This is a genomic window from Candidatus Profftia lariciata (genome assembly GCF_020541265.1).
Taxonomy (GTDB): Bacteria; Pseudomonadota; Gammaproteobacteria; order Enterobacterales; family Enterobacteriaceae; genus Profftia; species Profftia lariciata.
The window spans coordinates 992,049-1,018,868 of the sequence record NZ_CP045925.1; the positions used below are offsets into that span (position 1 = coordinate 992,049).

The 26,820-nt window shown below is 21.2% G+C and carries 11 protein-coding genes, 1 tRNA gene and 1 other RNA gene; 6 read left to right on the forward strand and 7 right to left on the reverse strand.

The window, feature by feature from the left end:
- Positions 1–18 precede the first annotated feature (18 nt).
- From glnS to rpsI, 5 genes are all read left to right on the forward strand, one after another.
- Positions 19–1,692: a glutamine--tRNA ligase gene (glnS, locus tag GII40_RS02590; RefSeq protein ID WP_226813282.1), complete on the forward strand. Its 1,674-nt coding sequence runs from the start codon at positions 19–21 to the stop codon at positions 1,690–1,692.
- Positions 1,693–3,219: 1,527 nt separating this feature from the next.
- Positions 3,220–4,173 (forward strand): transaldolase, encoded by a 954-nt coding sequence (tal, locus tag GII40_RS02595; RefSeq protein WP_226813283.1) that lies wholly within the window; start codon positions 3,220–3,222, stop codon positions 4,171–4,173.
- A gap of 996 nt (positions 4,174–5,169) precedes the next feature.
- Positions 5,170–5,829, forward strand: a complete 660-nt coding sequence (gene rnt, locus GII40_RS02600; protein ID WP_226813284.1) for a ribonuclease T — start codon at positions 5,170–5,172, stop codon at positions 5,827–5,829.
- Positions 5,830–7,192: 1,363 nt separating this feature from the next.
- On the forward strand, positions 7,193–7,621 hold the full coding sequence (gene rplM, locus GII40_RS02605; protein WP_226813285.1) for a 50S ribosomal protein L13: 429 nt from the start codon (positions 7,193–7,195) through the stop codon (positions 7,619–7,621).
- A 17-nt stretch (positions 7,622–7,638) separates the two neighbouring features.
- A complete protein-coding gene (gene rpsI / locus GII40_RS02610) occupies positions 7,639–8,031 on the forward strand; it encodes a 30S ribosomal protein S9 (protein ID WP_226813286.1) in 393 nt (130 codons plus the stop codon).
- A gap of 642 nt (positions 8,032–8,673) precedes the next feature.
- On the opposite strand, the gene ffs is transcribed toward rpsI, so the two are convergent.
- The 6 genes from ffs to GII40_RS02640 all read right to left on the reverse strand — a co-directional run bounded on the left by ffs (position 8,674) and on the right by GII40_RS02640 (position 20,254).
- Positions 8,674–8,770: signal recognition particle sRNA small type (gene ffs / locus GII40_RS02615), an RNA gene on the reverse strand.
- 1,833 nt (positions 8,771–10,603) lie between these two features.
- The gene (gene udk, locus GII40_RS02620) at positions 10,604–11,245 is read right to left on the reverse strand and encodes a uridine kinase (RefSeq protein ID WP_226813287.1); all 642 of its coding nucleotides are present in this window, start codon (positions 11,243–11,245) and stop codon (positions 10,604–10,606) included.
- A gap of 2,221 nt (positions 11,246–13,466) precedes the next feature.
- The gene (gene rlmB / locus GII40_RS02625) at positions 13,467–14,210 is read right to left on the reverse strand and encodes a 23S rRNA (guanosine(2251)-2'-O)-methyltransferase RlmB (RefSeq protein ID WP_226813288.1); all 744 of its coding nucleotides are present in this window, start codon (positions 14,208–14,210) and stop codon (positions 13,467–13,469) included.
- Positions 14,211–15,779: 1,569 nt separating this feature from the next.
- Positions 15,780–17,201, reverse strand: coding sequence for a pyruvate kinase PykF (gene pykF, locus GII40_RS02630; RefSeq protein WP_226813289.1), 1,422 nt, complete (start codon positions 17,199–17,201; stop codon positions 15,780–15,782).
- 1,466 nt (positions 17,202–18,667) lie between these two features.
- A tRNA-Val gene (locus GII40_RS02635) sits at positions 18,668–18,741 on the reverse strand.
- Positions 18,742–18,883: 142 nt separating this feature from the next.
- Positions 18,884–20,254 carry an MATE family efflux transporter gene (locus tag GII40_RS02640; RefSeq protein ID WP_226813290.1) on the reverse strand — a complete coding sequence of 457 codons (1,371 nt, stop codon included), beginning with the start codon at positions 20,252–20,254 and terminating at the stop codon, positions 18,884–18,886.
- Between the two features lie 460 nt (positions 20,255–20,714).
- Between GII40_RS02640 and GII40_RS02645 the strand changes: the two genes are divergently transcribed.
- Positions 20,715–21,353, forward strand: coding sequence for a riboflavin synthase subunit alpha (locus GII40_RS02645; RefSeq protein ID WP_226813291.1), 639 nt, complete (start codon positions 20,715–20,717; stop codon positions 21,351–21,353).
- Between the two features lie 1,553 nt (positions 21,354–22,906).
- On the opposite strand, the gene tkt is transcribed toward GII40_RS02645, so the two are convergent.
- Complete coding sequence (gene tkt / locus GII40_RS02650) at positions 22,907–24,901, reverse strand: transketolase (protein ID WP_226813292.1); 1,995 nt, start codon at positions 24,899–24,901, stop codon at positions 22,907–22,909.
- Between the last annotated feature and the right edge of the window lie 1,919 nt (positions 24,902–26,820).

Genomic DNA, 26,820 nt, shown 5'->3' on the forward strand with positions numbered 1-26,820 from the left:
ATTATATAGGAATAAAAAATGAGCAAAAACGATATATGTAAAAATAACTTTATCCGTCATATTATAGAGAAAGATTTAATATCTGGTAAACATAATATAGTACATACACGTTTCCCACCAGAACCAAATGGATATTTACATATTGGACACGCTAAATCTATTTGCTTAAACTTTGGCATTGCTAAAGATTATAATGGTTTTTGTAATTTACGTTTTGATGATACTAATCCGGTCGCAGAAAATATTGAATATGTGCAATCAATAAAAAAGGATCTACAGTGGTTAGGATTTGAATGGAATGGTGCAGTGCGTTACGCTTCTGACTATTTTGATCAACTGTATCAATATGCTATAGAATTGATTTTAAAAGGTTTAGCTTACGTTGATTGTCTTATTCCTGAACAAATACGACAATATAGAGGCACCTTAACTTTACCAGGAAAAAATAGTCCATATCGTAATCGTAGTATTGCAGAAAATATTAAACTTTTTAAAAAAATGCGTAACGGTAACTATATGGAAGGAACTGCATGTCTTCGAGCTAAGATTGATATGGCTTCTCCATTAATAGTAATGCGTGATCCAGTACTCTATCGTATAAAATTTACTGAACACCATCGTACAGGCAAAAAATGGTGTATTTATCCTATGTATGATTTTACTCATTGTATTTCTGATGCTTTGGAAGGAATTACGCATTCATTATGTACACTAGAATTTCAAGAAAACCGTCGCTTATACGATTGGATATTGAGTAATATTAGTATTAGAATACGTCCAACTCAATATGAGTTTGCTCGTCTTAATCTTACATATACTATTTTGTCAAAGCGCAAGCTAAACAAGATTATTGCGGAAAATATTGTAGAAGGATGGGATGATCCACGTATGCCAACAATTTCTGGATTACGCCGTCGTGGCTATACTGCAAAATCAATTCGTGAATTTTGCTTACGTATTGGTGTGACGAAGCAAGATAGCTATGTAGACATTTCTGCTTTAGAATCCTGTCTTCGTGATGATCTTAATAAAATTGCACCACGAGCAATGGCTGTGTTAAATCCTATTAAAGTAATTATTGAAAACATGTCTGATCATAATATAGAGATGATATCTATGTTAAATCATCCAAGCAATCCTGAGATGGGCACTCGTAGTGTACCATTTAGTAATCAGATCTATATAGATCGTTCAGATTTTCGTGAAATATCTAGTAAAAATTATAAACGCTTAGTATTAGGACAAGAAGTACGTTTACGTAACGCTTATATAATAAAAGCCGAACGTATTGAAAAAAATAATAATGATGAAATTACAATCATTTATTGCACTTATGACCCAAATACATTGAAGAAAAATCCTATTGATGGACACAAAGTACAAGGTGTTATTCATTGGGTTTCGGTCAATCATGCACTACCTGCTACATTTTATATTTATGATCATTTATTTAAATTAGCTGATCCAAATACTACTGACAATTTACTATCTATCATGAATACTCAATCTTTGACTATCATGAAAGGTTTCGTGGAACCAAGTCTTAACACAGCAACTTCTAAAATAACTTATCAATTCGAGCGTAAAGGTTATTTCTGTATAGATTACAATCGATCAACATTTACTAACTTAGTATTTAATCGTACTGTTAGTTTACGTGAAACGCAAACTAACAGTACGATTAAATACTAAGTTAGTAAATGTTATAAAATATCAATTTATTGTCATAATTTATAAAAACATAATACAGAACATAATGTAATATATTTACTATTTTTATCAATATGAATAAAAGATATACATTAATATGCATAGATTATAGTAATTATAAATATATATCCAATATATCCTAATATATAAATAAAATAATGTTTACTGTATTAATATATTTAATGATGTCAAGAAATAATGATACAAGCAAAAACTAAAATATTATTTAAGAAAAATTTTAAAAAAATTATACTATATTGAAAGTAATTATCTTTATGATGTATTATATGTTATTTTATTATACTATTTATTTTTTAATTATAATGACTAGCTTTAAGTTAATAAGTAAGAAAAATAAATTATATTAATAATACTTTATAAGTATTATTTCTTTAATAAAAATACTATACATATATCAAATATATCTTAGTATATGCAATTATTTTTTAGATTGTATTTTATTAAATTTTTGAAAAAAATCATACAAGAAATTATTTTATTTTTTAATAAAATACTTATTATAATTTATAATCTAAAATTATTTATTATATATAATTTTATATATAACTAGTTTACTATATAATATATCAATAAAAATAAACTATATTTTATTTTTTATTAATATATAACTAACATATTAATTAATAATCTACTATTAAATTATGTAATATCTAAGATTAACTTGATATATAATTAAATTAATAACTACTTTAAAAAAGTATATGTAATAATATTGTAGAAGATATAACATGAATAGTTAATGTAATAAATAGTTAATATTTTTTAATATAAATTATGATCTTATACATTAAAAATAATAATAATAATTTAAAGATTTATTATATAACATTCTTTACGATGTACATCAGATTTGTAATATAAAATCATAATATTACGTAGTACCTAAAATAATATTAATAATACAACTAATATTAAGTGATACATTTAGAATAATTATATAACATAAACATAATGCTTTTAAAAAGATAGACTTTTACTTTAAAATATAAGTTATTATTAATGTGTGTATACATAAAATATATTATAGAATATTCATATAATATATGATATTATATACTTTCATACGAAAAGTAATTAGAAATATTTTAATATATATATAAGTTGTGTTTGCAAAAACTATACTGATATGATTGAGTTTTATAAAAACATATAGACTAGAAATAAAGTTTATATACATAGTTATAAAAAGATAACAATAGTATAAATGACTTATTTATATAAAATACTTAATATAAATTTTATTCAATACTATTAATAATAAAATATATTATATTAGTTATAACCTAGAAAACTCTATTATTAATAAGGTACAACATACATTTAATCTTTATCTAAAATTAAAGTTATATAATACATACATACTGCACTATAAATAGATTATCAATTATTAAAATAATTTATTTATAATCTTTTTTATATTTTTAATTGGACTAATCAAGCCATTTCTTATATTAATTATTATCTTATGCGACAAGAATGGAATACTAAATGACTGATAAACTAACATCACTACGCCAAATAACTACCGTTGTTGCTGATACTAGCGATATTAATGCAATTAAATTGTATAAACCACAAGATGCGACTACTAATCCTTCATTAATTCTAAGTGCCGCACAAACTACTAAATATTATAAAATAATACACGAAGCTATATCTTGGGCTCAAGATAAAAGTAAAAATATAAATCAACAAATTATCGATGCATCAGATAAATTAGCAGTTAATATAGGATTAGAAATTTTAAAACTTATTCCAGGTCGTATTTCTACCGAAATTGACGCTCGCATGTCTTATGATACTCATAATAGTATAGCAAAAGCTAGACGTTTAATTAAGATGTATAATGATGCTGGTATTAGTAATGATCGTATTCTCATAAAATTAGCTGCTACTTGGCCAAGCATCCGAGCAGCAGAACAATTAGAAAAAGAAGGAATTAATTGCAATCTTACTTTATTATTCTCTTTCGCACAGGCTCGTGCTTGTGCAGAAGCAGGTGTATATCTTATTTCTCCTTTTGTTGGTCGTATTTTAGATTGGTATCAAGATCATACCGATCAAAAACAATATGAAATCAATCAAGATCCTGGAGTAAAATCTGTAACAGAAATATATAAATACTACAAACAATATAATTATAATACCATCGTAATGGGTGCTAGCTTTCGTAATATAAACCAAATAATAGAATTAGCTGGATGTGATCGACTTACTATTGCTGCTCCTTTACTAAAAGAACTTTCTGATAAACAAGGTGATATTGAATGTAAATTAAATTATACTGGTAATATTAAATGCCGTCCAATACCTTTAACAGAAGCTGAATTTTACTGGCAACATAATCAAGATCCAATGGCAGTTGATAAACTGTCTGATGGTATTCGTAAATTTGCAGTAGATCAAAAGAAGCTAGAAGATATGATTTCTCATTTACTTTAATTTATACTAAATAAGTTATTTTTCCTTTTAAAAAATTTTATTGTACTTTAATATAATAGTTATAGTTAAAGTAATCTTTAAAAAAATTATGCAGCATTTATTGTATGATTACACAATAAAAGCTGCATAATTTTTATATTATTGTATATATTACTGATATATAAATGTTTAAATAATTAATAACCTAGTATAAAATTTATATAAATGTTATAATTATTGTATAATCAAATAAATTAATCTTATCTTATTATAAGATAGATAATCAGTATTATTACTAAACAATATATTATATATATCTATGTATATCTATAAATATTACATTTTTACAAAAAAATTATGTTTTATAATAAATCATTTAGTATGTTAACAAATAATAGATATTACTTAATAAAATATTATATATTGGTAAATATTAATTAATTATATATTTTATTGGCATAATACAGTTAGAGTATTTTTAATAAAACTAAAATTGTTAATATTTATTAAATATTATTACTTAAATAAAAGTATTTTGCTATTTAATTATTTTTTGCTATTATAATCGATTAAAATTAATATATAATTGTATTACAATACATATTACATAATTCATGTTAATAATCTTAATATATATTATATAAGATTAAAATTATTGTAATACATCTTATATAAATAAAATGTTATAGCAGAATAAATATTATTTAATAATTTAATTAAAATAATAAAATAAAATTAAATCAATTAGATTGATTCTAATTTAAAAAATAACAATATAAATATTATATTTATTGTATGTAATATTTATAATATTTCATAAAAGTTATATATTAAGTTGTTCATGTCTTGCAAAATAAACTCAGCATTAATTGTAATACAATTAAATATTTTGTATCAATCGTAGAAAAATATAAATTATTATTACTTATAGTAAGTAATATAGATATCAGAACACAAACTACAAACTTAAAAAGTTACTATAATAAATATTAAACTCCATCAATTAGAATATTTAACATGGATATAACAAACAATCTAAATAAAATGAACGAAAGATTCCGTGGGTTTTATCCTATTGTCATTGACATAGAAACTGCGGGATTTAATGCGAATAGCAATCCACTACTTGAAATTGCATCAATAACATTACTTATGAATGATGATGGATGGTTAGAGTTAGATGAAATATTACATTTTCATATTAAACCTTTTGCTGGTTCTATTTTAATTCCTGCAGCTTTAGAATTTAATGGTATTGATCCAGAAAATCCACTACGAGGAGCAATCAGTGAACGTGAAGCACTGCAAACTATCTTTAAAAAAGTACGTCAAGGTATTAAGGAACATAATTGTCATCGTGCAGTTATAGTAGCACATAATGCACATTTTGATCATTCATTTATAATGGCAGCAACTGAACGTACTGGATTAAAACATAATCCTTTTCATCCATTTGCTACTTTTGATACTGCTGCATTAAGTGGATTAGTTTTAGGTCAAACTGTATTAGCTAAAGCTTGTATTGCAGCTAATATTCCTTTTGATAATACACAAGCACATTCAGCTCTTTATGATACCAAACAAACTGCAATATTATTTTGTGAAATTGTTAATCGTTGGAAACGTATGGGTGGCTGGCCGCCACTACCTCATCATATTGCAGAAAAAATTGCTTAATTAATGATTTTGATCTACTTTAAATGTTATTATATTAATTAATAATATAAGACTTACAATTAAAACAATTATGTGATTCTTATAATTAGGATACATTCAATAAGTTTGAAATATAATTTATTTTTATAAAATAAATTTTATTAAAAATGATTTTGTTAACTATAATATAGTATGATATATGTAATTAAATATTATTCTTTTAGATTGTTATGTTTTATATATTAATATTTCATTAAAATCATGTAGTAAACATTAATAATTATAAACTCTTCTTTAAAAAGAAAAGTTTATTTAAAATATATTACAAGTGTATTATATAATAATCTTTAATGCCCGTATTATATCTTTAATGATACTATTGTCTCTACAAGAGTAAGGATCTACTAGAATATACATAAAATAAAGATTAAATGCACATTTTCTGATATGCAAGAAGAAAGGTGTTCTAATATATCTATTGTTTTGATTCACATATATAATACAAAATATATTCACCAATTTTATTATCTATTAGTAATAATGTACTATTATTAATCAATGATAGTATCATAATATTTTTTAAGATACTTCATATACTAAAATGATAAATATACAACACTTAATAAGTAATATTCTTAGAGCATAATTTAAGATTTATAAAAATAAAAAATTTTACAAAAAATAATATTGATTATCATTTATAGATAATTAATGAATTATTTAATTAATAATAAATATATAATAATATTTTAAATATTAATAATAACACACTTATTAGTGATACATCAAATTATTTTTAATAAAAATAGTGATATTATCATTAATAAAATAACATTATTTTAAATAATAATCATTTTTTATCATATTAATCAGTATTGGAAATAAATAATCTTTAGTATAATAAAATATATATTAAAATTTTTTTAAAAAAAGCCATACCATCATTAATGAATAATGTATATACTTATTAAATAAAATATTAAATATAAAGCTTTAATATATTTTTTGAGTATATAAACAATCATTTATTCTTAGAATAGGATAAAGGGTATAGAGTGTCTATAATAATGAATTAATATGATATTTTAATTCTTATGTAAGCAAAATATATTATTTATATAAATATATAATTTATATTATATTAGCATAATCATAATGAATATTAGTTAGATATTAATTAAGAAAATTATTTTTATCTTTTAAAACTACCTTTCTGTAATACCATTATTACATATTAACAAATTTTTAAAAATATTTATAAAAATGTATCACTTCCAATGAAGTAGTTGACTAAATACATTTTTATGTAATTCTCTAATATATCTTTTAAAAAATACATGTTTCAATAATTATTTTTTTGATATAATTAAACTTAGGTAATTTTATGAGAACTTTTACAGCTAAATCAGAAACAATAAAACGTGAATGGTATATAGTAGATGCAACAGGAAAAACATTAGGTCGTTTAGCCACTGAAATTGCTCGTCGTTTACGTGGTAAACATAAATCAGAATATACTCCACATGTTGATACTGGTGATTATATTATTGTTTTAAATGCAGAAAAAATTACTGTAACAGGTAATAAGTATTTTGATAAAATATATTATCACCATACAGGACATATAGGCGGTATTAAACAAGCCACCTTTAAAGAAATTATTCATAAATATCCTGAACGTATTATTGAAAAAGCGGTAAAAGGCATGCTTCCAAAAGGATCATTAGGTAATACTATGTATCGTAAATTAAAAATTTATGCTGGTAATCAACACAATCATGCAGCCCAAAAGCCGCAAATTCTTGACATTTAATCGGGATGAAACATAATATGCCTGAGATTCAATATTACGGTACTGGTCGTCGCAAAAGTTCCGCAGCTCGTGTTTTCATGAAACTTGGTAGTGGTAGTATTTTAATTAATCAACGTGATTTAGAACAGTATTTTGGTCGTAAAACAGCTCGCATGGTAGTTCTTCAGCCTCTAGAACTAGTAAATATGGTTAATAATTTTGATTTATATATCACTGTAAAAGGTGGTGGTATTTCTGGTCAAGCTGGCGCAATACGTCATGGTATTACCCGTGCATTAATGAAATATGATGAATTATTACAAAATCAACTACGTAAAGCAGGCTTTGTTACTCGTGATGCGCGTCAAGTTGAACGTAAGAAAGTTGGTTTACGTAAAGCACGTCGTCGTCCACAATTTTCTAAACGTTAATTTCTGTTATATTTTAGATATATAAAATTTAAAAAATTTTGGCTTGCCGTTAAAAATGCACATTTTTATTTTATAATAATAGAATTTTACGGTAAGTCATTTTGTTTTTTATAGTGTTATTTTTTTCTAAAAATGTTTAAGTTATAAAATAAAAAATATATAACATGTTTATATATGTCGTATAATCTTATTATATTAATAATTGAATATCTTGAATAAGATACTGTATAGATTCCTTATAACATTACCTTTAAATATATAAATATGAATTTTTTATTAAAAATATTTTGCATAAAAAATACTATTAGTATAATTTTATATCCATAAAATATAAAAATATTATATATATTTTGATAATAATAATATAATTTATTATTTTTATTACATCAACGATGTTAATAATAATCATATATTAATGAAAATTAAAGTATATTTATATGTAAAAATTTAATATGCATATATTTAATATAATTAAAAATTTTATTTTTAAAAAATATTATTTTTGATAATAAAATGATAAAAATTAATTAATTGGTTATAATCCTAAATTATTATTTAATAATAAAATAAATATAATAAAAGTATATACTATATAAACAAGTAAAATATATATAGAAATATTTACTAAATAACCAAGAAAAGCCCTACTAGCTGTATCTCAGCACATACTGTACTTGCTACGGCTGCTTCTTTCCAGATCTGACCGAGTTTACAAGTTAATATTGCAAGAGAGCTAATAGAGCCTTTATTTTTATTTAATTTATTTTAAAAAAATACAATATTATACATATATTAAGTAATTATCTATGATAACGAAACTTAATGCAAGAAATAAAATTATTTTTTATTAAAAATTAGTTATCTTTATATAAATTACGTTCTTTATTATTATAATAATATATGATATATTTATGATTTTTAATGATTAATAAATCATATGATTAATACAATGTTATATTAAAGTTATTTATTAATAATAATTTTAACTAATTAATGTTATACACTAAATTATATATTATTTAATTTGTTATAATCATTAATTATAAATTATGTTAATTATTGATATAAAATTTATTAATTGATATATTATCTATAATATTTTAAAAATCTTTAATTTTTTTCATAAGAAATAATAATTACTATAATTAAACTAATATAATTTTTTTTAACATTATACTTGCATTAGAAATATACTATCAATTTTATTGTTTTTATGTATAGACAGTATAAAGTTGTTATTTTTTATATAACATTGGTAATAATCTTAATAATTTTATTAACTACACTATATTAATAATAAGTTATATATAAAGATATATAAAAAATTATGTTATTATAAACATTACAAATTTATATACATTACTTATAAAGTAGATCATTAGCATTATATAAAGAAAATAAATCATACTATCAATATTATAGTATAGTTAATAATCATTACATTCAATAATGCATGCTATCACTAATATATAATATAATACTAATTATTATAAATACTTTTTATTATTATATAAGATAATAACTATTATAAATAATATTAATTAAAATAATTTTTTAATATAAGAATATTATATATATAGTATGTATTTTTTATTTTTTGTATTAATATATTTTAATATATATACATTTATTGCATATTAAATTATAATAATTTATCTATATATTAGATTTTTAATTATTTCTTAATTCTTAATTTTATATCTAAAAAGCCATGCTTGTTAAGCAATGGACATAAAATTAAAATACATTGATTTATATGAATACATTTTAAACAAAGTATATAAAATACATGTATAATTATATCAATGATATGATAAAAAGTAAATATCTTAAAGTTAATTTAATAATAATTTAACATCAAATAATTTATGAATTATTACAATAATAATAATTATTTTTATTGTAAAGTTATTAAAATATCAAACAGATTTATAAATTAATAATGAAAATTAATAATTACGTTTAAATATATAACTGTATATTTAGTATTATCTGCTAAATAATTTATTATATATAGCATACATATTATTATGTATAAGGATTTTAATTAAAAAATAAAATATTTTTATATAGTAAAAATATTTTATATAACATTAAATATATTTGATATACTTAGCAATTTTTAAATAATGATATAATATAATACTATATTATTTAAATATAAATTATTACAATAATATCATATTAAGGATATCCAATTATATTAATACTTTTATATAATACACACGTGATATTTATTTTAATTAAAAATAATTGTAATTGTATTAATTAATTATGATTGAAGTTGATACAATATGTATTGCATATCATACGGTAATACTTTAAAAGTAAACTACATTAACAATAATTAAATATTATTATATTTAATATATATTATTACGTAATAAAAGAATACTTATATATTTTGTTGCTATTGTAATATCAATAAAATATTATTAGTAATAAAACAATAAAAGTTAAGCATATTAAATACCAATAAATTAAAAAAGAATATTTTAATCTTTCATAAGATAAAATAAATTTTTTATAAATACAGGATAAACTGTATATTTTTATATTGATAATTAATTTTTTATTTAAAAAATTGACTGATTTTTGCTTTAAGAATATCTATTGCAATACGATTTTTACCGCCACGTGGGACAATAATATCAACATATTGTTTAGATGGCTCAATAAATTGTAAAAACATTGGGCGCACTGTTTTTTGATATTGTGCCATTACAGAATCCATTGAACGACCGCGTTCATTAACATCACGTCGAATACGACGCATTAAGCATATATCTAAAGGTGTATCAACAAAAATAGAAAAATTCAGTGCATTACGCAAACATGCATCAGTTAACAATAAAATACCTTCTAAAATAATTACTTTTTTTGGTTTTAGATGAATAGTGCCTTTCATACGAGTATGCTCTACGTAACTATATTGCGGTAGTTCAACAGCTTTTCCTTTTTTTAACATCTGTACATGTTGAAATAATAAATTATGATCCATCGCATTTGGATGATCATAATTAGTTTGGATACGCTCTTTCATGGTTAAATTAGTTTGATCTTTATAATAACAATCTTCCGGTATGACACCTATATTTTCTTCACCTACTTGTTCACGTAACTCAAGATAAAGTGTATTAGCTATTAAACTTTTACCTGAAGCAGATGCACCTGTAATGCCAATTATAACGCAATTATAAGAATTATCAATCATACAATTTTAAAACCTATTTTTAATGTTTGACAAAGTGCAAGTAGATATATATCTTGCCCTTACCCTTTTCTAGTCGTAAGTATCTATTATTTATTAAGTCTAGAATATGTAATGGACTATATACTATTTTTGTAAAAATTTATTATTAAAAACAAAAATTAAGAACATTTTATAAAAAAATACTAGTTAATAGTTAAAATTTATCACATTATTTAATTATATATAATAGAATTTATTTATGATATATTAACCAATACTAGTTTAATAAATGTTTAATTATTTTAGATATTTATACTGTAAATATTTTACAGTATAGCTTTGATTTATTAGTTAAATATAATATAAACATATAATTTATTTATACTAATATTTAACATTAATTTTTAATTAAGCGCTCATTTAATAACACATATATTATTAAATAATAATATCTTTTGTTAGTACATATTTTATATCTTTAAAATATAACATTCTCTGTATATTTTAAAATACTTATTATTTATATATAATTGAATATATTTACTATAACAATAAATATTACTTTAAGTTTTAGTATAAAATCTTATGAAATAAAATATAGCATTTTTTGTAATTTATATCTGTAATTAAATATTTTTCAAAATTATTAATAAATAATTTTTGCTACTACTTTTTTAAAAAAATTTGTATAAAATATTAATTTACTAATTTTAATAAAAATCTTATTTATGTAATAATGACATAAAGTTAACTGAAGATAATATCTATATATTTAAGTTATATATTATTAAGTATACTAATATAAAGTATATATAATACAAAATGCTTTAAAATAATTTAATAATAGTAATATATGTAGTATAAGAGACAAGCCTGTATTTTGAATATGGATTATTTAATAACCAATAAATTCTAGTATTTATAATATTAATAGTATAAATATTATTTATATATAAAACATGACTAATAATACTGCTTATTAAATTGCGTAAAGATAAAATATTTTATATATGTTTGATATATTACTATAGTAATTTTAGTAATTATAAAAATTTTTTTTTAACATATAAGATATTGTGGTAATTAAAGAAAAATAGTTGTTTAATAATTTTATGGTGTATATGAATTGAGATGCATTAATATATAATTAATAGAAACGTATTAAAATGAAATGCATTTTGTAATATTAAAAATATTTATTATAGTTTAAATAAAATATATCTAAATACTATTATTCATAACAGCTATAGAAAATATGAGTAAAAATTAGATGATAAATAAATATCTTGATATAATCAATAACAGTATATATAATTAAGTAATTTTTATCATATTTACAATATAACTAATTTTTATATGAATTAGACTATTAAAATACTAAATAATTTTTATCAATTATATTGATATTATTTAAATAAAATTTGATACAATTTATACAATGACAATAACGAGTAAAATTTATATTTTATATTTATAATATATATTTAAGTAAACTTAAAATATCACTTTTAATATAAGTATTTTATAAAAAATATATTATCTTTAATAAAGAAGCATTCATTTCTCATGATTAGTAATATATCTTTCATGGATTATTATAATAGTAAATAATTTTTATAAACCATTAAATAAAATTACTACATATCTCTAAAGTATATTAGATTATTAATATAGTTATATTTATTTTATCTAATACATAAAAATTATATAGAATAATATTCATATCTATTAGCATAATATTAATGCATAAGAAATAAAAAATTATTAATTTTTATTATAATTACTGTTATTATTAATATATCTTTTAAAAGATAATAAAAGTATAGATATTAATTGAGAGTATTTTTTAATACAAGTATAATGTTATTATAAATAATAAAGTGCTTATTTATAAAAATATTGAAAACTACTAAATTATATTTTTATACTTATTATCATATATCTTATTAAATAAATGTTATAAATAATTTATTGCAGAATATTATATGCATAATAAATTTATTATTATAAATAATATAATTATTGTTAATTATTATAGACCTATACTATTATTAAATAGTATAATAATAAATTATTATTATCAATATATAATATATAACATTTAATATATATATCAAAAAAATAATATAAATATTACATATATAATATTAATTTTATAAATACTAATTAAAAAAATATTAATTATTAATAATAATATATATTTAAAAGATATTTTTTATAATTTATTTATTTTATAATAATATTATACGCGTTTACGTACTACTTCAAATAAACAGATACCGGTTGCTACAGAAACATTTAAAGAAGAATTTTTACCAAGCATAGGGATACTAATTAATTCATCACAAGATTTACGAGTTAAATGACGCATTCCACAATGTTCAGAACCCATAACAAATGCTAGTGCCATATTACTAGTAATGCTGCTTTGATACAAATTAGAATTTGCTTTTGCTTCGGTACCAATAATCCATATATTTTGTTTTTGAAGAACGCGAATAGTACGTACTAAATTAGTTACGCTAATTAATGGTACATATGCTGCTGCACCACATGATACTTTCATAACTGTGGCATTCAGTTGTGCAGAACGATCTCGTGGAATGATGACTATATTTACGCCTGCGGCATCAGCACTACGTAAACATGCTCCAAGATTATGAGGATCAGTAATACCATCTAAAATTAGTAAAAATGGGGGCTGCTCTAAATCTTCTAATAATTTTAGTAAATCTTTTTCTTGATACTGACGTTTTTTACGTACAATTGCCATAATACCTTGATGTACTTTACTGTTTGTTTTTTTATTTAAAAAATGACGATGTTTGACTATCTGAATAATAATACCTGTTTTCTTTAGTAATTCTATAAGGCATATCAATTTATGATCTTTACAATTTTTCATTAGAAATACTTCAAGAAAACGCTGTGGCTCGCATTTTAACAAGGATTTGATAGGGTGAATACCATATATAATTTCGCTCATAATTTTAAAAAAATTATATTCATTAGTTGTATCCTATATTTAATATAAAAACACTAACAAAATTCTTGAAAAATAATAACACTAATATGCTCTGTTTTTAAAAAAATATTATATATATTGTAGTTATTATATAATATTTATTTGTATTTTTTAAATATTTTTTTAAATTAAGTAATGTAAATTCATCTAATAAATATTATATATGCAATATGTTATCTTAATTTATATTTTTTTAGTGATATCTGAGATATATTATAGTATAGGTAAATACTAGTTTCTTAATAATTATATCTTATTTATTATATAGATTGTCTTTATAAAGATATTTAGCTTAAATAGTTTTTATATAAATATTCATATATTAATAGATATTATATAATTAACAGTAAAACATAAATAGTAATAATTTATAATTCTTGCAATCTTTGAATACCAGCACAATAGATAAACATCTATGCAGTAAACTTTAATTATACATATATTATATAATATGATTTCTTTATTTTATTGATTATTTGATTTTTTTTAATATTATGCATGATTATATAATTTATTGCTTAGAAATATATCTATTATATATAATATTAAATTTACTATTATTACGTAATGAATAATATTTTTTATTTAAAATGAATAGCTTTATATAATCTATATAATATTTTATTATTTATTGAATTATGAATAATGATAAAAGTAATCTAGAGTAAATGAATTTTTATTAAAAATAATATTTATTTATCTTTTATTCACTATAAATAACTAAGTTATTTAATAGATCTTATTGCATATATAATAAATATTATTATTTAATTGTTATATCTTTATAAGATGTTCTATAGTACTATCTTTTTATAAAGATAGTATATGTAATATAAGATTTTTTTAATAAAATTACTAATTACTTATACATATCCTACCCAATAAATACTATAATATTTATTTTAGTAATATTAATATAATATTGATTATAAATCAATAATTTTGTTAAACAGTTGTGACAACTATAATAAATTACTAAATAAAATAATATATTTAATATAATTTTATTTATATATATTATTTTATGATTATAAATAATTATTTTTTAATAAATTAAAATATTTATTATTTGATATTGTAATTAATTACAAAATTACTATTTTTTAATAAAAATCTTTTGTTTAAAATAAGTAATAATTTCATTAAATTATTATTCATAATACTGTAACTAAAATATTAGATATTTAAAATATATAAAATATATATTATCTATACTGGTTACTTATGAGATTATATCTAGTAGCATCAAATCAAACATATAGCATATATTTCAATATAATAAATTATACATATGTTAAATTATATAATATAATAAAAATTATTTTTTATTCTTAAAAATCAAGTTTTATAAAGTATAATACCAGTGCTAAATTAGAACTTATTTAATATTTTCAACAAGATAATTTCCTAAAATTATTAATCTTAACCGATGTATAAAAATAACATTAATACCTATTATTAAATGTTAAAATACAATATTAAATAAATATAAACATAATAAAAAACTTAAAATATTGCAAATACATACCATTATAAAGTGTATACGGAAATAGTATTAGTATTAGTATTACCATTAGTAACTAATGCACCAGATACCATGACTACTATATCACCTTTCTGTACCAAACCTTTTTCAATAGCAATTTCTTTACCTATACGATAAAAATTATCTGTAAGAGTAATATCTAAAATGAGCATAGGAATAATACCCTTGCTTAAAAGCAATTGACGCTCAGTAACTGGATTAGAAGTTAGAGCTAATATCATAGCAGTTGGAAAATATTTTCGTATAGCCTTAGCAGATTTACCGCTTGAAGTAGCAATAATAATTAATTTTGCGTCTAATTTTTCAGCAGTTTCTACTGCACCACAACATACAGATTCAGCAATATGTGAATTAAAATGATCATTAAAATCTTTTAAACGACTCTGCATTATACGATCTGTACGTTCACAGATAGTTGCCATAATATTTACAGCTTCTAATGGGTACTTGCCATTAGCACTTTCACCAGATAGCATTACAGCATCAGTTCCATCTAATATTGCATTAGTAACATCACCTGCTTCTGCACGTGTTGGACGTGGTTTTCTAATCATAGAATCTAGCATTTGTGTTGCTGTAATCACTACTTTACGTGCACGATTACATTTGTCAATAATCATTTTTTGAGCAAATATTACTTCTTCAACTGGTATTTCGACACCAAGATCACCACGTGCAACCATAATACCGTCAGAAGCTTTTAATATTTCTTCAAAGTTACTTAAACCTTCTTGGTTTTCAATTTTAGAAATAATTTGTATATTTTGACCATTATGTGCATTCAGATGCTGACGTATTTTTATTACATCAGAACCTTTACGAATAAATGAAGCTGCAACAAAATCAACACATTGTTCACAACCAAATATTAAATCACTTTTATCTTTTTCAGCTAGTACCGGTAGCCGAATAGATACTCCTGGTAGATTAATGCCTTTATTTGCTCCTAAATATCCTGAATTTAGTACTTTACATATAACTTCAGTTCCTAAAATTTCAATAACCTCCATACCAATTAAACCATCATCGACCAACACAGTATTACCAATATTTAAATCAGAAGCAAAACCAGGATAAGTGACAGCTACACGATTGTTATTACCTAACATATTTGTAGAATCAGTTGTAAAGGTAAAAATTTGACCAACAGTTAAAGCTGCGTCCTTTCCATCTTTTAATTGCATAGTACGAATTTCTGGACCCTTAGTATCTAATAAGATAGCTGCTTTCTTACCAGTTTTTTTTATTACAGTACGAATATTTCTAATACGTTTTCCATGTTCTTGATGATTGCCATGTGAAAAATTTAAACGCATGACATTCATACCTGCGGTTAACATATTACTAAGCATTTCTTCTGAATCTGTTTTAGGACCGATAGTGCATACTATTTTCGTTTTTTTCATACAATATATTTTCTTTAAGTGATGATGCATTACAAATATGCTTATGAAGCTATAATAAAAAATATGTAATAAAACATAATACAATTATTTTTAATAAATTTTGTATTATTTAATCATATAAATATAAATATTCATAATATATAACATAATTGTATTATAATAAATAATTACTAAAAATAAATAGTATTAATTACTTGTATATTATTATGCAATATTACTCTTTGATATATTATTTTAATGTATTCATAATAATAGTATTATTTTGTTAAAAATCTTAGTAATTTTAAAATTATTACTAATTATTCATGATTATTCCTAACTTAATATTCACAAAACATATGAATTAATATTTCTATAAAATATTTTATCTAATAATATTTATCTAAATAAATCTATAATATATCATATATGCTAATTATCTTTAATTATATACTTATCTTTTAAGATTTAATTAAAATATTTTATATTATTTATTATAACCTATTATTATCGGTATCTAATAAGTATATCTATCTTATGATTTTTTAATCAAAATATAGCAGTGACAAAATCTATTTATGTAATATTATAATAAAAATATTTTACTTAATATATATAATTACTTAATTGTATTAATACTATACATTTGTCTATTATTTATATTTCTTAACAATATAAATAATAAAAAATAATTGTATACATTATCTTTTGAATCAATTAGTCTTATATCATACTGAATTATAAGAATCTATTTTGCTGTTATTTTTGCTAAAAAATTTTTATAGGTACAAATTTTTATATTATATAGCCAATAATAAATCATTTATATTACATATCAATAATCTTACGCTTACACTACATATTCTATATGTTGTTTAACAAAAGAAAACGTATATCATAATAATATAAAATATAATCTCTATGTTTTATATAAATAATATTAAAATTTTAATATTATTACAATACTTTTTAATATTAATACTACTAAATTACAAATTAATATATGTAAACTAGAATTGTATACTGAACTTAGTAAAAATTTAAATTTATTAACGTATAATACTATTTACACTATAAATTATAAATATTTAATTACATATGAACATGATAAATGTAATATTTATTAAATCATTAAAAATATTATTACTATAAATGATTATCTTATAAAAAATTATAAACACTCTTATTGAGATAATTTACTAAAATTGACTAGATTAAATAATTAAAAACAAGTAAAGATTTTTAATCAAGCTATATATTATATAAGTAAAAAAATTTGTTTATATGCAACATATAAATTAACTAATTTTTTATTTATTTTTTTTAGATAAAATCTATCTTATAATAAATATTATTTAATATATTTGATTCATAATTATTATAAATATTATTTTAGTATGATGTAAATTATTAATATCTATAAAATATCTAGTACTTATTTAAATAAGTACTAGATATTTTATAGATATTAATAGTAAAGTTAATTATGCGTCCGAGTGAAATCGAATCACCGACATCCACCATGTCAAGGTGGTGCTCTAACCAACTGAGCTACGGACGCATATCATATTATTAAAAGGTAATAATACTAATTTTATTTATAATAAAATGTTAATAACATTAACATGTTATTATATCTTTAGCAACTAGTTGCATTATATATTAATAAATATACATTTAGTAAATTTATCTTATAAAATAATTTAACGAGCAGAACGTTGCAAAATCCATACCTCTGGTTGTTTTTGTAGCCAACGTATTCGTAGTACCATCATAATAGCAGCAGCAGTTAAACCGATAATGAATCCTATCCAAAAACCACTAGGACCCATTGCTGGAACCATATAATCAGTTAGTGCTAGCGCATAACCAACAGGTAATCCCAAAATCCAATAAGCTATAAATGTAATAAAAAAAATAGATCGAGTATCTTTGTATCCACGCAATACTCCACTGCCAATAACTTGTACAGAATCAGAAATTTGATAAATTGCTGCTAGAAGCATTAAATGAGAAGCCATAGTAATTACTTCAGAATTTTTATTATAAAGTAACGCTATTGATTCACGGAATATTACTATAAAAATAGCAGTAAAGGCTGCCATAATTATACCAACAGCAATACTGGTATAAGCTGCAATTTTTGCATTATTAGCTGAACCTTCACCTAATAAATATCCCACACGAATAGTTACTGCTACTCCTAATGACATAGGTAAAACAAACATCATTGAACTAAAGTTCAATGCAATTTGGTGTCCAGCTACTGAAACAATTCCTAATGGTGATACTAATAAAGCTACTACTGCAAATAAAGTAACTTCAAAAAATAATGATAAAGCTACTGGCATACCAATATTAATTAAACGTTGAATGGTAAACCATTGTGGTGCTTCTAAGCTTTGAGGACGAAAATCATATAAACTATTAGCTTTTCGTACATACCACCACATAATAAAATACATTACCCAATAAACACTACCTGTTGCAACACCACAGCCAATTCCTCCAAGTGCTGGTACACCTAATTTACCATAAATAAAAATATAATTAATAGGAATATTGACTAATAGACCTATAAAACCTATAACCATACCTGGTTTTGTTTTTGATAACCCTTCACATTGATTACGTAATACTTGAAAAAATAAATATCCTGGAACACCCCACATAATAGCATGCAAATAACCAATAGTTTTTTTAGATAAATCATTATTGATATTGTGCATTATATCAATAATGTATTTAGCATTATAAAGAACTCCAATAATTACAGTAGATACTATTAGTGCTAACCAAAATCCTTGTTGTACTTGATGCCCTATTTGATCACGTCGACCAGCTCCATTAAATTGGGCAATAATTGGTATAAGTGCCAATAATAAACCATGACCAAATAAAATAGCTGGTAACCAAATAGAAGTTCCAATAGCAACTGCTGCCATATCTATAGCGCTTACACCTCCTGCCATAATAGTATCAACAAATCCCATAGCAGTTTGTGAAATTTGCGCAATAATCACTGGAATAGCCAGAGTTAATAAACTACGCGTTTCTACCCAATACTTATACACGCATACACCTTTATTATTTAAGAATAGGAAAAAATAGTAAAAACAACTTTTATATAGTAAAATTAATAGAGTTAGCTATATAAATAAAATGTTTATAATAAACTAAAATAATTATAACAATTCTTAAGAAATGTAATATAAAATACATAATCTTTCTAATATATACTTTTAACTAATACTAATAATATTTTAGTTCAATATGATTATCATCATTTTAATAAATACTGATAACTTGAATAATCTTTGAAATTAAGAAATCAATAAGTATATTAGCTAAAATGTATAAATATAATGTTATTAATAAATAATTATATTAATTACAGATAAAACACAAAAAATAAAATATTTTTTATAAAAAATTATATAATTATTATTTCTCTTTAAATTTGATTTCATACATAACTTAAAGCAAACTACTAGATAATTATTTTTAAAAATAGTTATTATAGAGGACTAATTTATGTTTACTGGCATTATTCAGTATACAGCTCCGGTAGTTTATATTGATCAAAAGTTAAATTTTCGTACCCATGTATTAGAATTTCCACAAGAGCTACTGTTAGATCTACAGCTAGGTGCATCAGTAGCGCATAATGGTTGTTGTTTAACTGTTACGCAAATTAGAGATCATTTTGTTAGTTTTGATCTAATACAAGAAACAATAAAACTTACTAATTTAGGAACAATTACAGTTGGCTGTTTAGTTAATATAGAGCGCGCAGTAAAATTTAATGATGAAATAGGCGGTCATTTTATATCTGGACATATTATTTGTACTGCTACAATCATTAAAATTTTAATTTCAGACAATAATTATCAAATTTGGTGCAAAATTCTTGATTCTAATATAATGAAATATTTTTTACATAAAGGTTTTGTTAGCATTGATGGTATTAGTTTAACTATTAGCAAAGTAACAAAAAATTATTTTTGTGTCCATCTTATTCCAGAAACTTTGTTACGTACTACTTTAGGCCTAAAGCGCTCAGGGGATAGGATAAATATTGAAATTGATCGACAAACACAGGCAATTGTTGATACTGTAGAGCGTCTGTTAATAAATAATAACAAATATTTTAAAAAAGCATTAAAAAGATAAATAAAGTTTGCATATTAATAATTAAGCACTAAGTTTTATAGTATAATATATTACTATATAATTATATTAACATATAAATGATTTATTATAATTAGTTTACTCCGTGCTATAAATAAAACTAAAAAGAATGTATTATTAATTTTATATAATAATGTAATTATATTTAATTTATTTTTAACATGATATTATATCATTAATTAGATATTTTAATATATCTTTTATTAATTTAATAATAAAAGATATAATTATTTAATAAATTTTTTATCTTATTAAATAAGATATTTATATATATTTTTATATTATTTATATATGAATATATTAATTTTAGAAATTTAAGAATATAATTATTTACATATTTTATAAATAACTATAACTATCTAAATTAGATTAATAAAATACATTATTTTATTAACTTTATAACTTATTTTCATTACAGTTAAATAACTATTAAGAATAGTTTTACTATTTAAAAAATTTAATTTTTTAAAAATGAATTGTTTCTTTTAAGTAAAATAAATAAATTTTTTATATTTTTAATGTTTATTTATTAAATTTATAACTTTATAGCATTGAGATCAGAACAAGCAACTACAACTAGTTATAACACATTATATAAATAATTTGAATATTAAATTTTTATAGGTTAATTAGTTATTATAGCATATTTTTATAAAAATAACAATGTTTATTAATTTTGATTATAAAATCATTGACATTATTAAATAATGTTAATTTTTTTAAAAATTAAAAAATTAATAGCATGGTTAAGTTATATTTAATATCATACATAGCTCTATATGCATTAAACACAATAAAACTATATATTATCATAATTGATAGTAATAGTATAACAATAATATAATTTTTATAAATAAATAATATTTTGATTAACTATAAATATATTTATTTAATATCATTACTTAAATTATTTAAATATAGATTAATACAGTAAAAAACTTTATAAATAACAAATTATTATAGTTTATTTATAAAAATTATATTTATTCTTAGTTCAAATACTTACATTTTTAATGATATAAAATATATTTTATGTGTATCTCATATATTTTAAAGCATTACTTTACATTATGTATATCATAATAATTGTAATATAAAAAGTTTTTTATTTTAGTAAATCATTCTAATTATATATATTTTTTAATTTAAAATTATTATTAGTTATATTATGATATATTTTGAGTATAAATAATTATATATATCTCTGGTATAATATATTTACTTTTTATACTTCTTAAAACGTAATATATAAAATTTTTTTTAACTATAAATGTTATAAAGTTTTATATTGAATTTATTTTAATAGAATCGTTAATTTCTAGTATATAAATGTTATATACCTTATTACTGTCTTTGACAGATTACTTATGTAATCCGCAAAGAGCAATAATAAATTTTTTAATGTTTAAGATTAAATAAATTTTATTTATAAATTATATTTTTATAAAAAAAAACTTATTTTAGATAAAATTTAATGCTTAATTAATTATGGTAATAATAAGAATAAATGATGTTTTATTTTAATAATTATTTATTTACTGTAATAGCGATTTAGCTTTAGTAATAATGTTATCTACAGTAAAACCAAATTTTTTAAATAGTATTTCCGCTGGTGCAGATTCTCCAAAAGTAGTCATAGCAATAATAATACCATTTAAACCAACATATTTATACCAATAATCAGCAATACCAGCTTCTACTGCAACGCGAGCAATTACTGCTATTGGTAATACGGATTCTTGATATTCAGCATCTTGTTGATCAAATATTTCATGTGCAGGCATAGATACTACACGTATTTTACGTTTCTCAGCTGTTAATTTTTCTGCTGCATTAATTACTAATTCAATTTCAGAGCCAGTTGCAATCAATATTAATTCTGGTTGGCCTATACAATCCTTTAAGATATAACCACCACGAGAAATATTCTGGACTTGCTGTGGAGTACGAACCATCTGAGATAAGTTCTGACGAGATAAAATTAATGCAGATGGTCCATCAATACGCTGAATAGCAGATTGCCAAGCAACAGCAGATTCTACTTGATCACATGGACGCCATGTATGAATATTTGGTGTACAACGCAAACTAGCTATTTGTTCAATAGGTTGATGAGTAGGCCCATCTTCTCCCAAACCAATAGAGTCATGAGTATAAATGAAAATATTACGTATTTTCATTAATGCAGCCATACGAATAGCGTTACGTGCATATTCCATAAACATTAGAAATGTTGCACCATATGGTAAAAATCCACCATGTAAAGAAATACCATTCATTATGGCAGACATACCAAATTCACGCACACCATAATGAATATAATTACCAGCTATGTCTTTGTTTAAAGGCTTAGAATTAGACCACATAGTTAAATTACTTGGAGATAAATCAGCAGATCCTCCTAATAACTCTGGTAAAATTTTACCAAACATTTCAAGAATATTTTGAGAGGCTTTACGAGTAGCAATATTTGCAGAATGTGCTTGTAGATAATCAATTATTTTTTTTGATTGTACTGCCCATTGAGCAGGTAATTCACCATTAATACGACGTTTAAATTCAGCAGCAAGATCAGGAAAATCTTTTTGGTAGGCTATAAATTTTTTATTCCAATTGCTTTCTTTTATTCTACCTACTTCTCTAGCATCCCATTGAGAATAAATATCTTGAGGAATTTCAAAAGGAGCATAATGCCATGCTAATGCCTTGCGAGTAGCTTGAATCTCTATTGCACCCAACGGTGCCCCATGAGCTTCGTGAGAACCTGATTTATTTGGAGAACCAAAACCAATAATAGTTTTACAAATTAATAAGGATGGTTTATCATTAATTTTGTGAGCAGTATCAATTGCAACTTTAATAGCATGATAATTATGACCATCTATATTACGTATAACATTCCAACCATAAGATTCAAAACGATTTGCAGTATTCTCAGTAAACCATCCTTTAACATTACCATCTATAGAAATACCATTATCATCATAAAAGAATATAAGTTTTCCTAATTTTAGCGTACCTGCCAGAGAGCAGGCTTCATGAGAAATTCCTTCCATCATACAACCATCACCTAAAAATGCATAAGTATAGTGATGAACTATGCAGTGATTAAGACGATTAAACTGTGCTGCTAAGGTACGCTCAGCAATAGCCATTCCTACTGCATTTGCAATGCCTTGTCCTAGTGGACCAGTAGTAGCTTCAATACCAGGAGTACATCCATATTCTGGATGACCTGGAGTTTTAGAATATAACTGACGAAAATTTTTTAGTTCATTAATTGATAGATTATAACCTGTAAGATGTAATAAACTATAAAGCAACATAGAACTATGACCATTAGATAATACAAAGCGATCACGATTAACCCATGTTGGATTATTCGGATTATGATTCATATAATCTCGCCACAGTACTTCTGCAATATCAGCCATTCCCATGGGAGCACCTGGATGACCAGAATTAGCTTTTTGTACAGCATCCATACTCAGTACACGTATCGCATTAGCAAGTTTTTTACGAGAAGACATATTTTACTCCAAATTTATATTTTTATATATGATATAATAAACACCTTTAAAACTCAGCTTTAACATAATTATTTTTAAAATAAATCAATACATTTAATAAGATTAAATTTCTATAAATAACATATTTATCTATTTAATATATAGGAGTATTATTACATAAGTAATAAATTTATGTGAATACATAATTATTTTAATTTCAATAGCAATATTATTATATATAAAAATTTATATGTATTAATAGTATGTTTTTAAAAAAATAACATAAACAAAATATATTTTTTAATTATTTTTATAATATATTAGAGAGATAAAATAATTGATAGTTTTTATTTTACAATAAAGTAAATTAAAAATAGACATATAATATAAAATATAGAATATTATTACTAATATACTATTTATTAAATATTTTTAGTAATTATAATTTCATTAATAATGGTTTAATATAATAAAAATTATATTTTAATAAAATATTTCATATATAAATAATTTTATTTTTATAATATATAATAATCTTTTAAAGATATATTATTTACATAATTAAAGTAATATTATAACTAATATTAATATAACTGATAATTAATATTAATATACTAAAATAATTCACTGATATAAAATTAAGAAAGTAATATATCCAATAATACACATAAACCATCATAATTGTATTATATATAAAAATATATTTAAGATATTAATGAATACATATAAAATATAATATATATTAAAAATATTCTTTAGTATATTACTATTAGTAAGTACTAAATAATATTTTTAATTATATTATAAAAAATAATTAAAATATTTATTTTAAATTATAGTAATAATATTATATAATATCAAATTAATTAATAATGAAATTAGATAGTATATTTATATGACTATGATAATTTATTTAATTTAAATTTTATTTAGATATTAATGTAATTATTAATACGAAACATATAATAATATAACAGGTAAGTCCAGATAATATAATAAATATTATTATTATAATTGCAATTATAATTCTTTTAATATGTTAAGATGTATTGATGTAATTTATAATTTTATTTGATTATTATAATAGATTATTTTGTAAATACTTTATTAAATAAATTAAAATTATTATCTGCTGAGTACTTAAAATAATTTTATTTTAGTATAAATAATTTAATTACTTTTAATAAAAATTTTCTATCTATATTACAGTACCAATTATTATTTTAATATTTATATATTTTGTTTTACTGAATATGTAGCATAAAGATTCATGTAATATTTGATATAGTTACATAAAAAATAGAATATAATAATAACATTTTATTTCAATGCTATTATGTATGTAAAATATTATATAAAATCTTTACTATTACTAAATAAAAGTCTTGCACTATATATCAATAATTATATTAATAATTATTCTAGTATTATATATTTATACTGTATATCATTTTCATCAAATATATATAAGTAGAGATTATTTAATAATTATATCAAGATTTTATCTTAAAATTATTTTAGGTAGTATTGTATTTAATATAAAATATATATTTAGCAAAAATTTAATTTTTATAATAAATTTTTAGTAGTAATTAAATATGTTTATTTACAAGATAATCTAGAGCGCAATTATTACATTATAAATAATAATAAGGTTATTATTATTCATAAAAATTTATTAATGATTACACAAAATATATATTTTAAATAACTTATAAGTGAAAACTTAATATATTTTTTATTTATTTTTGTAAAATACATAATAAATCTTAACTGTAAATCAATATATTACTTATATTTATTATAAAAATATTGTGCTTAAAATACAGATGGATATTTTAATTAATTTAAATAACTTAAGTTTAGTATATATCATTCATAATAAATATAATTGTCAATATCTAACTAATTTTAACTTATAAGTAATTTAGCATTATGAA